The 12,537-nt window shown below is 62.6% G+C and carries 13 protein-coding genes; 4 read left to right on the top strand and 9 right to left on the bottom strand.

Features of this window, described 5'->3' with window-relative positions; genetic code table 11:
- Window positions 1-46: 46 nt before the first annotated feature.
- The gene (gene dinB, locus AC2D8O_RS03275) at window positions 47-1,219 is read left to right on the top strand and encodes a DNA polymerase IV (RefSeq protein WP_484677358.1); all 1,173 of its coding nucleotides are present in this window, start codon (window positions 47-49) and stop codon (window positions 1,217-1,219) included.
- On the opposite strand, the gene AC2D8O_RS03270 is transcribed toward dinB, so the two are convergent.
- The 6 genes from AC2D8O_RS03270 to AC2D8O_RS03245 are packed head-to-tail and all read right to left on the bottom strand — an operon-like array spanning window position 1,216 to window position 6,015.
- A complete protein-coding gene (locus AC2D8O_RS03270) occupies window positions 1,216-1,485 on the bottom strand; it encodes a hypothetical protein (RefSeq protein ID WP_484677357.1) in 270 nt (89 codons plus the stop codon). The two genes, dinB and AC2D8O_RS03270, sit on opposite strands and share 4 nt — an antisense overlap.
- Before the next feature lie 37 nt (window positions 1,486-1,522).
- Window positions 1,523-1,720, bottom strand: a complete 198-nt coding sequence (locus tag AC2D8O_RS03265; RefSeq protein ID WP_484677356.1) for a DUF3185 family protein — start codon at window positions 1,718-1,720, stop codon at window positions 1,523-1,525.
- A 60-nt stretch (window positions 1,721-1,780) separates the two neighbouring features.
- The gene (locus AC2D8O_RS03260) at window positions 1,781-3,145 is read right to left on the bottom strand and encodes a TolC family protein (RefSeq protein ID WP_484677355.1); all 1,365 of its coding nucleotides are present in this window, start codon (window positions 3,143-3,145) and stop codon (window positions 1,781-1,783) included.
- On the bottom strand, window positions 3,138-4,259 hold the full coding sequence (locus AC2D8O_RS03255; protein ID WP_484677354.1) for an ABC transporter permease: 1,122 nt from the start codon (window positions 4,257-4,259) through the stop codon (window positions 3,138-3,140). The genes AC2D8O_RS03260 and AC2D8O_RS03255 overlap by 8 nt, the downstream gene beginning before the upstream one ends.
- Before the next feature lie 22 nt (window positions 4,260-4,281).
- The gene (locus AC2D8O_RS03250; RefSeq protein ID WP_484677353.1) at window positions 4,282-5,268 is read right to left on the bottom strand and encodes an HlyD family secretion protein; all 987 of its coding nucleotides are present in this window, start codon (window positions 5,266-5,268) and stop codon (window positions 4,282-4,284) included.
- Window positions 5,269-5,301: 33 nt separating this feature from the next.
- On the bottom strand, window positions 5,302-6,015 hold the full coding sequence (locus tag AC2D8O_RS03245) for an ABC transporter ATP-binding protein (protein WP_484677352.1): 714 nt from the start codon (window positions 6,013-6,015) through the stop codon (window positions 5,302-5,304).
- 97 nt (window positions 6,016-6,112) lie between these two features.
- On the opposite strand from AC2D8O_RS03245, the gene AC2D8O_RS03240 reads away from it, so the two are divergent.
- Window positions 6,113-6,775 carry a MarR family winged helix-turn-helix transcriptional regulator gene (locus tag AC2D8O_RS03240; protein WP_484677351.1) on the top strand — a complete coding sequence of 221 codons (663 nt, stop codon included), beginning with the start codon at window positions 6,113-6,115 and terminating at the stop codon, window positions 6,773-6,775.
- A gap of 73 nt (window positions 6,776-6,848) precedes the next feature.
- The gene (locus AC2D8O_RS03235) at window positions 6,849-7,532 is read left to right on the top strand and encodes a GNAT family N-acetyltransferase (protein ID WP_484677350.1); all 684 of its coding nucleotides are present in this window, start codon (window positions 6,849-6,851) and stop codon (window positions 7,530-7,532) included.
- An 11-nt stretch (window positions 7,533-7,543) separates the two neighbouring features.
- Here the strand turns inward: AC2D8O_RS03235 and AC2D8O_RS03230 are convergent, their stop codons facing one another.
- Window positions 7,544-8,395, bottom strand: a complete 852-nt coding sequence (locus tag AC2D8O_RS03230) for a DUF4846 domain-containing protein (protein WP_484677349.1) — start codon at window positions 8,393-8,395, stop codon at window positions 7,544-7,546.
- Complete coding sequence (gene queF, locus AC2D8O_RS03225) at window positions 8,395-8,841, bottom strand: preQ(1) synthase (RefSeq protein ID WP_484677348.1); 447 nt, start codon at window positions 8,839-8,841, stop codon at window positions 8,395-8,397. Before queF ends, AC2D8O_RS03230 begins: the two co-directional genes overlap by 1 nt.
- 158 nt (window positions 8,842-8,999) lie before the next feature.
- Here queF and AC2D8O_RS03220 point away from each other — a divergent pair, with 158 nt between their 5' ends.
- The gene (locus AC2D8O_RS03220; RefSeq protein WP_484677347.1) at window positions 9,000-11,450 is read left to right on the top strand and encodes a S9 family peptidase; all 2,451 of its coding nucleotides are present in this window, start codon (window positions 9,000-9,002) and stop codon (window positions 11,448-11,450) included.
- Window positions 11,451-11,710: 260 nt separating this feature from the next.
- Here the strand turns inward: AC2D8O_RS03220 and AC2D8O_RS03215 are convergent, their stop codons facing one another.
- Complete coding sequence (locus AC2D8O_RS03215) at window positions 11,711-12,418, bottom strand: DUF4290 domain-containing protein (RefSeq protein ID WP_484677346.1); 708 nt, start codon at window positions 12,416-12,418, stop codon at window positions 11,711-11,713.
- Between the last annotated feature and the right edge of the window lie 119 nt (window positions 12,419-12,537).

The following is a 12,537-nucleotide window of genomic DNA, read 5'->3' as shown; positions in this document are numbered from 1 at the left end:
AAAATCACTAAAAAGACAAGTACGCCTGCCAACTTAAACCCCCGCCATGTCAACCCCGCCCTGCATCCTGCACCTGGACCTCGACAGCTTCTTCGTGTCGGTGGAGCGCCTGCTGGACCCCAGTCTGGTGGGCGTACCCGTCATTGTGGGCGGCAGCGAAGGCCGGGGAGTAGTGGCCAGTTGCAGCTATGAGGCCCGGGCGTTTGGCGTGCGGAGCGCCATGCCCACGGGCCAGGCGCTGAAACTGTGCCCCCACGTGCGCGTGGTGCGCGGCCACATGCACCTCTATGGCGAATATTCGCGGCGGGTACGCAACATCCTGCTGGAGGAAGTGCCCGTACTGGAAGCCGCCAGCATCGACGAATTCTACTGCGACCTCACCGGCCTGCACCGCTTCCACGACCCGCTGGCCCACGCCACTCACATTCGCCAGCGCATCCGCACCGAACTGGGCCTGCCCTGCTCCTTCGGCATGGCCACCACCAAGACTACAGCCAAGATTGCCACCGGCACCGCCAAACCCGACGGCCAGCGGGAGGTACTGCCCGGCACCGAGAAAGCCTTTCTGGCGCCCCTGCCCATCCGAAAAATCCCCATGCTGGGCGAGGCCTCGGGCAAGGTACTGCTGCAACACGGCGTGCACACCATCGGCGACATCCAGCAGCTGGAGCCCGAGATGCTGGTACAGTGGCTGGGGCGCAACGGCAAAAGCATATGGCTGAAAGCCAATGGCCTGTATGCAAGCGAGGTAGAGCCCTACAGCGAACGGAAGTCGGTGGGCAAGGAAACCACCTTCGGCACCGACATCACCGACACCGAACTGCTGGAAAGCGTGCTCGTGGGCCTGAGTGAGGGCGTGGGCTACCGCCTGCGCAAGGACACCCGCCTGGCCGCCTGCCTCACAGTGAAGATTCGGTACTCGGACTTTGAGACGCACACCCACCAGCAGCAGATGCCGCCCACCCAGGCCGACGCCGACATCCTGGCGCTGGCCAAGGCGCTCTTCCGGAAAAACGTGCAGAAGAAACGGCCCATCCGCCTGCTGGGCATTCAGGTGAGCCACCTGGTGCCAGGCGGCCCACAGCTGAGCCTGCTGGAAGATGTATCTGAAAAACAGGCGCTTACCACTGCCGTAGACAGCCTTAAAAACAAATACGGCGCAGGTGCCATCACCCGCGCCGCTACACTGAAAGCGCGCAAGGATGCGCGCAGGTCTTAGAAGATCTTCTTGATGAAGCCGGCGGCATCATCCTTCAGGTCTTCGAGCTTGTCTTCGGCCTTGTCCTTCCAGTCAGACAGGTTGCTCTTCAGGAACTCGCCGTAGCTGAAGCCCTTGCCTGCAAGCACTTCTTCCATCTGGCTGGCGATGCCATCGGGGAGGTTGCTCTTGATGTTGTCCAGCACAATGGCGATGGCCTGTTTGGACTTGGCTTCGTCCAGCCCGGTGCGGCTGCTGATCTGCTTTACGATTTCGTCGAGGTTCATGGCCTTGAGTGGGGGTATTGTGGAAAGATGTAAAGTACTATTTACCCTTGAGAATCAGATACAAGCCCGCCAGAACGGCCACCCCACCCAGCACCATGAGCAGAATGGGCTCGGTACGAGGTTGCGTTGACAGCTCGCGCAAAAGCTCTTCGCCAAAGCTGTTGTACTTCTGATACCCTGTGTAGGCGCCGTAGCCACCAGCGGCTACCAATACGAGTCCGATAAGCTTACGCATAGCCCGAAGTTACCGCTTTGCGGCGGTGGGTCAAGGGCCAGTGAACGCTTAAGGCGGGAGTTACTCGGCGGGTACGGCACCACTGGCGCGCTGCAACAGCAGCTGGGCCAACAGGTAATCGTACAGGGCCTGGAGGTACTGCTGCTGGGCATTCTGCTGGGCGGCTTCGGCATCCAGCAGCTCGGTGGCAAGTGCGCGGCCAGCGTTCAGGCGTTCCTGCACTACGTTACGGGCATCGGTGGCGGCCACCAGATTGTCGCGGCGCACAGCCACAGCGTCCTGCGCCTGCCCCAGTTGCTGCGTGGCGCTGGCCACTTCATAGGCCGAGAGCTGAGCCAGCCGGCGCTGCTCGGCCACGGCTATCTGGCTGCGCAGGCGTTCGGCCTGCAAGCGTTTGGCGCGGGCAAAACCGTCGAACACCGGCACTGACAGCTGAACGCCTATGTAGCTGGTGCCAAACCAGTTGTTGGCGAAGTTGAACACCGAGAGGTCCTGCGCAAAGCCCGCCGAGCCCAGATAGGCCACCAGCGAGAGTTTGGGCAAATAGCCCTGGCGTTCGGTGCGGAGGCTGGCCTCGGCGCGCTGCTGGTCCAGCTGGGCGGCCAGCACATCAGGGCGTGTCCCCGGTGCGGAGGCTGGCAGGTCAGGGGCCTGGGGGTTCAGGGAGTCGGCGAGCTGAAGGCTTGCGGCGCGGGCGGTGTCCAGCCCCATCTGCAACAGCAGATACTGACGACTGAGACGGGCATTGCTGGCAGCCTGCCGCAGGGCCAGCCGGGCATTGGCATGGGTAATCTGGGCGTTGGCGCGGTCGGTGGGGAGGGCGCGGCCTTCGGCAAAGCGGGCATCTACCTGTTGCAGCAGAGCCTCGGTGCGGCGGGTATCGGCGGCGGCAAAGGCCACCTGCGCATCATAGAGCTGCACCTGATAATACGCCTTGGTGACGTCCTCGTACACCTGCTGGCGCAGACGGGTGGCCTCGTTGTCAGCGGCAAGCTGATCCAGCCGGGTGGTGCGGAGGCGGCCCCTGAGGGCAGGGTCGAAGAGCGACTGCGTGAGGGTGAGCCCGGCAGTGGCCTGCCAGCGGGTGCCAAACTGCACGGCCCGGCGCTCGGCCGACGTGGGGTCGGCGAAGTTGGGGACGATACTGGTGGCCAGAATGGGGTTGAAGCGCAGCTCGGCCGAGGCAGTGACCTGTGGCAGACGGCCTGCGCGGGCTTCCTGCTGCTGGGTCTCGGTGATGGCGGTGCGCAGTTTCTGGCTGGTATAGAGCGCCTGCTGCTGCCAGGCCGTGCGCAGGGCATCGGACAGCGTAAGCGGCTGGGCCGAGGCAGAAAGGGCGCTGCCAAGCGACAAAGCCAACAGCGGCAGGAGATGGGAGAAACGCATGGACGGCATACGGTTGATGATGGTATGGGCCTCAGCCACGGAAGACGCTGGCAGGTTCGACCCCATTGATGCGGCGGATGGCGAAAATGGCACCGCCCAGACTGATGGCGGTGGTAATGCCCAGGAACAGCAGGCGCAGCCCCCAGGTGAAGCTGAAGATGGTGCCCCCCGACCCCACGCCTATACGGAACAGCTCGATGAAGACATAGCCCACCAGAAAGCCCGCCACCGCAAACAGCAGCGCCTGCGTGATGATGAGGCGCGTGATGTAGCCGTTGGTGGCGCCGATGGCCTTGAGGGTGCCGTAGTCGCGGATGCGGTCGATGGCGGCGGAGTAGAGCGTGAGGCCAATAATGAAGAAGCCGCTGATGACAGCGAAGATGAGCAGTGTGCCAATGCTGATGGCGATGCCCGTGCTGCCGAGTACGGTTCGCTTGGTGGTGGAGGCGAACTCGCGTGGGAGCCAGGCCCGCACGCCGTAGACGGTGCGGTTGATGGCGTCGCGGACGGCTACACTGTCTGCGCCGGGCTGTAGGTCGACGAGGATGGCGCTGACCTTGTCGGCGGGGAAGTTGCCGAGGTAGCGGGCACGCTCAAGAGTGGTGAACATGAACTGCGCGCCAAAGCCACGAATACCAGCCGTTTCGGCGGCGAGGTAAACGCGGCGGCCACTGATTTCGAAGGAAGCCCCAAGGGTGGCACCGCCAAGCGACTTGCTGTCGTAGCGGTCGTAGCTGACGGCACCATCAGGGATGAGGTCGGCGTAGGTGCCGCGGGAGAAGCGCAGGGGCCCACCCCTGAAGGTGGGCGCCTCGGAACCGATGAGCTGCACCCCCGCGCTAGTGCCATCGGCGAAGCGGGCCGACGCCCCAGTGATGACCACCGGGTGCACCTGCCGCACGCCAGGCAGGCTGGCGACCTCGCGGATCTTGCGAATGTCGATGGGGGCCAGGGCGGCCACATTGGTGGTGCGGTTGTCTACTACCCAGAGATCGGTGGTAGTGCTGTCGATGAGGCCCGACATGGCGTTGGTGAGGAAGAGGAAGATGCCCGTCTGCTGGCCCACCAGAAAGGTGCTGATGACGATGCCCAGCAGCGCCCCAAAGCTCTTGGCTCTGTCGTAGACGATGAATTTGAGGGCTGTGCGTAGCATGGGAAGCGCGAAAGTGAGGGTATCAGCGGTCAGTGGAAGCGGCGGGTGCGGGTGCCTGAGGTGCCTTAAGACTGATGAGGCACTCGACGCGGCTGTTGAGCAGTAGGGGCTTATCGCCCTCAAGCAGGATGCGGACCTCGCGTACGCGGCGGTCTTCGGCATCGCCGACGGTTTCGGCGAACAGGGACTTTTTCTTCAAATAAGGCCCTACCCATGCCACTGTGCCCTGCGCCAGGGTATCCTGTCGGCCCTGCGCGCGCACCCAGGCTGTGGCGCCGGGGTATACCTGGGCCGCAAAGAGTTCGTCGACCTCGCAGAGGGCAGTGAGAGGGCCAGCGGGGGCAAATTCGCCGAAAGCCTGTCCGGCGCTGATGGCATCACCGGGGACGACATCGAGGCGGAGGAGCTGACCGGGCTGCTGGGCACGCACGGCGCGCTGGCGGCGCTGGGCCTGTGCAAGGGCCAGATCGGCGCGGAGCTCGGTGAGGCGGAGGCGGGCGGAAGCGGCCTGGGCGCGCAGGCGGTCGCGCTCCTGCTGCTGGGCGGTGAGGTCGGTCTGGGCATTGTCGAGGGCCTGCCGGGTTTCGGCGCCCTTGGCGGCCAGGGCCTGCACGCGGTCGAACGTACGCTGGAGGTTGGCAAGCTGGGCCTCAGCGCGGGCCAGTGCGGCCTGCTCGGCGGCAATCTGGGCCTCCTGAGTAGCAAGACGGCTGGCGGCCTGCTGCACCTGAGCGTCCTGTATGTCGTGGTCCAGCTCCAGCAGCACGGCCTGTGCAGCTACCTTCTGTCCCTCGGCGACGGGTGCTGCCACCACAATGCCTGCTACCTCGGCAGAAAGCTGGACAATACGCCCCTGCGGCTCGATGCGGCCGAGGGCTACGACGTGGTCGGTGGTGGCGGGCTGCACCACCTGACGGGGCGGGCCTTCTGGGGCATCGGCGGAAGGCTTTGAGCCACAGGCGGCCAGTACAAACGCCGACGGCAGCAGATACAGCAGGGGGTATTTCATAACAACAGTGCGGAGCATGACAGTGGATGGCGCTTAATGGAAGGCTTCATCGGGAGCGTGGTCGGTGACGGCTCCTTCGACGACATAGACGATGCGGTCGGCATATGGGCGGAGGCGCATATCGTGGGTGACGATGGCCACGGCTTTGCCTGCGGCGGCGAGGCGGCGGAGTTCGCCCATGACGATTGCCATGGAGCGAGGGTCGAGAGAAGCGGTGGGTTCGTCGCAGAGCAGGAGACTGGGCTCGGTGACCAGCGCGCGGGCGATGGCCACGCGCTGCTGCTGGCCGCCAGACAGTTGCTTGGGCAGGTTCTGGGCGCGGTCCAGCATGCCCATTGTCTCGAGGGCTTTGTGGGCGCGCTGGCGGGCCTCGGCGGCGGGTACGCCCAAGAGCTGGAGAGGCAGGCGCACGTTCTCCTCGGCCGTTAGGGGCATCACGAGGTTGAAGTTCTGGAAGACGAAGCCGATGTTCTGGAGGCGGAGGTTGGCCAACTGACGCTCGGAAAGCGTGGTGGCGTCCTGGCCGTTGATGATGACGCGGCCCTGGGTGGGGTAAATGACACAGCCCAACAGGGATAGCAGGGTAGTTTTACCACTACCTGATGGCCCCAGAATGAGGAGGAGCTCGCCCGCCCGGACGGTGAGGTCAGAGGGGCTGAGGGCGTTGATGAGGGTGTCGCCCGAGCGGTATTGCTTGGAGGCGGCCTGGACCTCGGCCACGATGGGAGCGTTGGAAGGGGCTGTCATGTTTCCCACAGGAGAAGAACAAGAACGGAACCGGAGGCCCATCTGTTTAGTTCAAAACAGAAGCAATTTATTTGAAATTGCTACGTAATTGTATTGAATGAAATACCAGAAGCTACAGCACCTGATAGATCTGTGGGCTGCCTACGAAGCCGAACACCCTGAGGCGACGACGGGGGGCTTTGGCGCGTGGCTACAGCAGCAAGCGGCAGATACGTCGGTCAGCACGGAAGTTACGGCACCAGTGCAGGATACGAAATGGCCCGAAGCCGGGTCACAGCCGTCGGGCGGCAGTGTGCCGTCGCACCTGCCAGTGACAGCACAACTGGCCGCACTGGCCGGGCGAATCGGGCGGATGGGGCGGGTACTGTCGAAGACGGCGCTGGCCGACCTGGGACTGGGCAGCCAGGAGGAGTTCACGTTTCTGGCGAGTATCTATTACGAGGGCAGCCCCACGAAGTCGGCGGTGATACAGCACAACCTGACGGAGATGACCACGGGGACGGAGATTCTGCGGCGGCTGCAGAAAGCCGGCTGGACCACCGAGCGGCCCGACGAAGCCGACCGGCGCGCCAAGCGCATTACCCTGACACCCAGTGGTAAACAGGTGATACTGGCCGCCTTCGAGGAAATGAGCCGAATGGCAGCCGACATGTTTGACCCGCTGACAGAGGCCGAGCAGGAAACGCTGCGCACCCTGCTGCAGCGGATAGACCAGCACCTGCTGGCACTGCACAGCGAGTTGCAGCACGGCAAGAGTTGACCGATTTTCACTGCATCTGGGGGATGGCGGAAGCGGCGGGTGTTTCGTTATTTCGGGCACGATTCCGCCAGTCATGCTAGTACCTGCCGCCATCACCGTTCGGGCTGCCACCGAAGACGACCTGTTTTTTCTGGCCGAAGCCATTCGGCAGAGCGACAGCGCCGGCACCGAGGTAGTGAGCTTCCAGCGGCTGTTTGGCCTGAACAACCTGGAACTGCAACAGCTGCTGATGAACCTTGCGGGCGAGGAGATAGAGGGGCAGGAATATTGCTATCCCAATTTCCGGCTGGTGGTATCGAAAGACCCAGGGGGGCAGGAAACCCTACTGGGAGGGCTGGCCGCCTGGGTGGAGGGCGAAGCCGGACTGCCAAGCAGCCTGCTGAAAGCCCAACTGCTGTCGTTTCTGGTGGGCAGTGCCCGCTGGCATGAAGGACTGGTGCGGATGGAAAAGCTGGCTACGATAGACATTCCGCGCGAAGCCGGCACGCTGCAACTGGACTCGATCTACCTGCGGGCAGAAGCCCGTGGCAAGGGCCTGCTGGGCCAGCTGATAGAAGCGGTGGAGCAGGAGTTCAGGGCGACACGCCCCAACCTGCTGAAGGCTCAGATACTGCTGATGGACAGCAACGCCCGCGCCCTGAAAGCCTACGAGAAACTGGGCTATGAGGCTGTGCGGCGCACCAACAGCCCCGACCCGGAAATACCCGCACTGGTCAGCGGCAGTGGCCGTGTACTGCTGGAAAAGCGGTTTGCGTAGGAAGAAGAGCCTCAGGGAGTGAGGTTGAAGCGCCCCAGTGTGGGGTTCACAAACGAGTACTCAAGCGTCTCGAAGCGGACGGGCCGGTCGGGCAGGGCGTACCAGGGGCTGAGGTCATCGCGCTCGGAATTGAGGATGATGTGAGGGCTCTGGGCAGGCATGAAGCTCTGGGCCAGAAGCAGCAGCTTTTCGCCGCTGACATTGACAGCGACATCCACCACCAGCACGGCATGGCCGGGTGCGCCAGGGGAGACGATAAAATCGCCGGGGAGGAGGTCTTCGAAGCGGGCAAGGCGCTGGCCTTCTCTGGGGAGCGACTGGGTGCCTGCATAGGTGAAGACGACATCGAGGTAGCGGCGGAAGGCAGCCCGCGAGGAATCGGGCTTGGCCTGCTGCAAAAACCGGACGCTGTTACCCGTAATTACCGGACGAACGCCTGCGGCATACTGCGCCCAGCTGAACCGGTGGCCGCTGGTAAAAAAGAAGGCAATGCGCTTCTTCTGGCCCATTTCCCAGAGATACTCGGCATAGAATCGGATGACGGCATCGGCGCACTGCTGGAGGTCGCGGGTGCCGACGTCGCGTTTCAGAATGGCGTACTGCCCTTGATTGGGCTTTTCTTCTCCGTTGTAGAAGTGAATGGGGGTCCCTTCGGGCTCAAGGGGATGCTTCCGCAGCCATTCGCCAAAAGAGCCGGGGGCTACGGCCACACGCTGAAAGCCCTCGGGCAGTGGCACCTCTCCCACCTGGGTAGGGAAGTCGGGCGCGGGCGAAAAACGGGTGTTAAAGGCATCGGGATTGCGCTCGGGGTGTTGACACCCCAGCCCTACTACAAGGAAGAGCAGAAGCCCCAGATAGTTCATCAGATGCGCTGGAAGGCGTCTGGGTTGAGGATGGCGCGGTCGCCCTTCTCGACGGTGGTGACGGTATCGAAGCCGCCGCGGATGTTGTACTGCATGCGAACCTTCAAATAGCGGGGCTCCATGGCACGCCAGAGGTGGTCGAAGATGACATCGGTGACGGGCTCCTGGAAAATGCCTTCCTCGCGCCAGGAGAAGAGATAATACTTGAGGGCCTTGAGCTCGACCGCCTTCTTGTGGGGAATGTACTCGATATCGAGAGTACCGATGTCGGGCAGGCCGGTGCCTGGGCAGACAGCGCTGAACTCCTTGGTGTGGAGGTGGATGAGCTGGGGGTGAAGAGTCTCGAAATCGAAGCAGGCGAGGAGGGCGAACTTGGCCTCGAGGTCGATGGCGGTGCGGGTATCGGCGATGGTGATGGCGGGCTTGTTCCCCTTGGCGAATTCCATGAGACGGCGCTGGCTAGTGTTAAAAATCTCTAACGACCGAAAGTTACAGGCTGGATAAACCCAGAAGCGGGCGTTCGGCGCTATTTTGTTGGCTTACAACGCAGGGACCGTATGGTCTCGTGTTGCGACAGACAGATTTTAACCCATCCCATCAATCCATGCGTACTTCTTCCCTGTTCCGAATGGCAGTGGCAGGCATGCTGGCGGCGGGCTGTTACACAGCGCATGCGCAACAAGCGCCGGGCGCCCTTACGTATCAGCTTCCCCCACAGGAGATTCTGCAGATGGCCGACGCGGCCCCAACGCCGGCGGTATCGATCAGTGCTGACGGCAAAACGGCGCTACACCTGCGGCGCGCGGCCTATCCGAGCATCGCGCAGATTGCCCAGCCCGAACTGCGAATTGCTGGCCTGCGCCTGAACCCCAGAACGAACGGCCCCAGCCGCGCGACGACCTTCAACGGCTTTGCCCTGCAGGACGTAGCGACGGGCGAAATCCGCGAGGTAACCGGCCTGCCCGCAGAGCCCCGCATGATGAACGTGAGCTGGAGCCCGCTGGGCACGCATATCGCTTTTGTTCAGGAAGTAGACAACGACCGCCAGGCTGGTCTGGAACTGTGGGTGATAGACGTGGCAAGCGCCAAAGCCAGCAAACTGACCGAGGCCGTACTGAACGCCACATTTGGCTCGCCCATCAGCTGGCACCCCAGTGGTCAGAGTATCCTGATTCGCCGTGTACTGCCGAGCCGTGGCCCTGCGCCAGCCGACAACCGTACGCCCACTGGTCCCGCCGTACAAGAGAATGCTGGCCGCGCCGCACCGGCACCCACCTTTCAGGATCTGCTGAAGAACCCTGCCGACGAAGCGCGTTTCGACTACCATGGCATGGCCCATCTGGCCGAAGTGGCGCTGGATGGCAGCGTGAAAAACCTGCCGATTCAGGGCATCATCATGCGGAACGACTGGAGCCCCGATGGCAACTACCTGCTGGTAATGTCGCTGAAGCGCCCCTACAGCTACACAGTCCCCGCCAGCCGTTTCCCAACGGACGTGGTGATAGCCGACCGTAGTGGCAAAACAGCAGCCACCGTGGCCAACCTGCCGCTGAACGACGCACAAAGCCGAGCCCGCGATGCGGTGGCCCCGGGCATGCGCAGCTTCAGCTGGCGCGCCGATGCACCCGCCACGCTGGTGTTTGCCGAAGCACCCGATGGTGGCGACCCTGCCAAGCAAACCGAATACCGCGACATCGTGTACACGATGACCGCCCCCTTTACCGCGCCGAAGCAGGAACTGCTGAAACTGCAATACCGCTACCAGGGCATCATGTGGGGCAACGACCAACTGGCGATGGTGAACGAGTTCTGGGTGAGCCAGCCGAAGATCCGGACGAGCCAGTTTGCGCCTGCCAAGCCGGGTGCCATGAAAGTGCTGTTTGAGCGCTCCTGGGAAGACCGTTATGCTGACAAAGGCAGCCCCGTGATGCACCAGGGCCCCTACAAGCGGGCGGTGATCAAGCTGGTAAACAAAGGCAAAGAGATGCTGCTGAGTGGCGAAGGAGCTGGCCCTGAAGGCGACCGCCCATTCCTGGACCGCTATGAGCTGGCGACCGGCAAGACGACCCGCCTGTTCCAGTCGCAGGCCCCTTACTACGAGACGGTGGTAGACGTACTGGACGAAGCCGGCACGGTAATCCTGACCTCGCGGGAGAGCCTGACGGAAGTGCCGAACTACTGGGTGCGCAACCTGGTGAAGCGCATAGCTCCGCGCCAGCTGACGCGCTTTGCCGATCCGTATCCGCAGCTGCGCCAGGTGAAGAAAGAGCTGATCAAGTACAAGCGTGCCGACGGCGTGGAACTGACGGGCACGCTGTATCTGCCGGCTGGCTTCACGCCCGGTAAAGACTCGCCCCTGCCTTGCCTGATGTGGGCGTACCCGACGGAGTTCAAGAGCGCCGCTGCTGCCAGTCAGGTGCAGGACTCGCCGTACCGCTTTACGCGCCTGAGCTGGGGTTCGCCGCTGTTCTGGCTGATGCGTGGCTATGCCGTGCTGGACGACCCGGCTATGCCCATCGTAGGTGAAGGCAGCGCCCAGCCGAACGACACGTACATCCAGCAGCTGGTGGGCAGCGCCCAGGCTGCTGTGGACGAGGTAGTACGCCGCGGCGTGGCCGACCCCAAGAAGATTGCCGTGGGTGGCCACAGCTATGGCGCCTTCATGACGGCCAACCTGCTGACACACAGCAAGCTGTTTGCCGCGGGTATTGCGCGCAGCGGGGCCTACAACCGCACACTGACGCCCTTCGGCTTCCAGAACGAGGACCGCTCGTACTGGGAGGCCTCGAAGATCTACTTCGACATGTCGCCGTTCAACTTTGTGCCGCAGATGAAGACGCCGCTGCTGCTGATTCACGGCGAGATGGACAACAACCAGGGCACGTTCCCGATTCAGAGCGAGCGCTACTTTGCCGCGCTGAAAGGCCACGGGGCAGTGGTGCGCCTGGTGATGCTGCCGAACGAAAGCCACGGCTACCAGGCGCGCGAGAGCGTCCTGCACACGCTGTGGGAAATGGACAGCTGGCTGGAACGCTTCGTGAAGAACGCGAAGTAACCTCCTGACAGGTAATGCAAAAGCCCCGGATGACCGGGGCTTTTCTGTTTCTGGGGGATGTGAGACATCAACCCACAACGTCCTTTCGAACGTACCGAGAAATATACCTGTAGGCGGCTTGCCACTTTCCTTTGAACAGAATTGGAAGCGGGGCAACCTCGCATAAATCCTGGACGAAGCGGCCTTCTCCGAAGGCCAAAAGCAGATTTCTCAGGAAGGCTACGCCAACCTTCTAAATGACGTGGAGTGGGAAGAGTGGCTCAGCGGCGGCGCTTCTTGCGCTTGAGGCCCATGGCGCTGCTGCTGCTGCGCGACATTCCACTGCCAGACACTACCACCTTCTTTTTCTTCTTGCGGGTGTAAAGGGGCTGGCTGGCACTGCTGATGCTGGCGCGGGAGATGATCTGCTGGGCGCTCATGAGCTGTACCTCATTGGCGTTGAGGCGGATCTGACCGCCGGATAGCGTGGCGAGGTGGTCGAAGACGACCTGATCTGAGAGAGAGCCATCGGCCACGGTGCTGCCACCAGCCTTGCTGAGCAGCGACACCTTCATGTAAGTGGCAACGATGCGCTCGTAGTGCGAACGCGCGGGGCCGGGCTCCATCGCGAGGGCCTTTTCGATCATCATCTCGATGTTGCGGCCATACTGGCGGAAGCGGCTCTTACGGACATGATATGCGAGGCGCTCGTATTTGGGGCGTTCGCTTTCGGGTGCAGGCGCGGGATAAGGGCCGTTAAGCTGGATGTTGTATCCGGCAAGGCGGTAGAGGTGATCCCAGAGCTTCTTGTGGAAGTCGGCTTTCTCGCGGTCGGGGGTAGCGATGGTAGCCATGACGCGGACAATTTCGTGGGCCATGGCGGTGCGCTGGTCTATGTCTTCGATGGTGCGCAGGTGCTCAACCATGTTCTGTACACTGCGGCCGTATTCGCGAAGGCCGAGCGGCGTAGGGCTCTTGTGGTAATCCATTCTGAAAGCGGAAGGAGCTGTGGGGAGACAGCGTGGCAGGCCGAAGCAGTGGCCGCCGGATATACTGTAAACGTAAACAAATCAGCCAAAAGGGCTGAATGCCACTACAAAAATAAAAA

The sequence above is a fragment of the Pontibacter sp. T17 genome (assembly GCF_057219875.1).
The sequence above is the reverse complement of the archived record's forward strand: the minus strand, read 5'-3'. Positions and strand labels throughout refer to the sequence as shown.

Excerpts from the sequence above, each read along its gene's own strand:
- AC2D8O_RS03240 (WP_484677351.1), top strand. The coding sequence starts at position 6,113 with ATGAAATACCAGAAGCTACAGCACCTGATAGATCTGTGGGCTGCCTAC.
- AC2D8O_RS03270 (WP_484677357.1), bottom strand. The coding sequence starts at position 1,485 with ATGAACCTCGACGAAATCGTAAAGCAGATCAGCAGCCGCACCGGGCTG.
- queF (WP_484677348.1), bottom strand. The coding sequence starts at position 8,841 with ATGGAATTCGCCAAGGGGAACAAGCCCGCCATCACCATCGCCGATACC.
- AC2D8O_RS03235 (WP_484677350.1), top strand. The coding sequence starts at position 6,849 with ATGCTAGTACCTGCCGCCATCACCGTTCGGGCTGCCACCGAAGACGAC.
- AC2D8O_RS03215 (WP_484677346.1), bottom strand. The coding sequence starts at position 12,418 with ATGGATTACCACAAGAGCCCTACGCCGCTCGGCCTTCGCGAATACGGC.
- AC2D8O_RS03250 (WP_484677353.1), bottom strand. The coding sequence starts at position 5,268 with ATGAAATACCCCCTGCTGTATCTGCTGCCGTCGGCGTTTGTACTGGCC.
- AC2D8O_RS03220 (WP_484677347.1), top strand. The coding sequence starts at position 9,000 with ATGCGTACTTCTTCCCTGTTCCGAATGGCAGTGGCAGGCATGCTGGCG.
- AC2D8O_RS03255 (WP_484677354.1), bottom strand. The coding sequence starts at position 4,259 with ATGCTACGCACAGCCCTCAAATTCATCGTCTACGACAGAGCCAAGAGC.
- AC2D8O_RS03230 (WP_484677349.1), bottom strand. The coding sequence starts at position 8,395 with ATGAACTATCTGGGGCTTCTGCTCTTCCTTGTAGTAGGGCTGGGGTGT.
- dinB (WP_484677358.1), top strand. The coding sequence starts at position 47 with ATGTCAACCCCGCCCTGCATCCTGCACCTGGACCTCGACAGCTTCTTC.
- AC2D8O_RS03245 (WP_484677352.1), bottom strand. The coding sequence starts at position 6,015 with ATGACAGCCCCTTCCAACGCTCCCATCGTGGCCGAGGTCCAGGCCGCC.
- AC2D8O_RS03265 (WP_484677356.1), bottom strand. The coding sequence starts at position 1,720 with ATGCGTAAGCTTATCGGACTCGTATTGGTAGCCGCTGGTGGCTACGGC.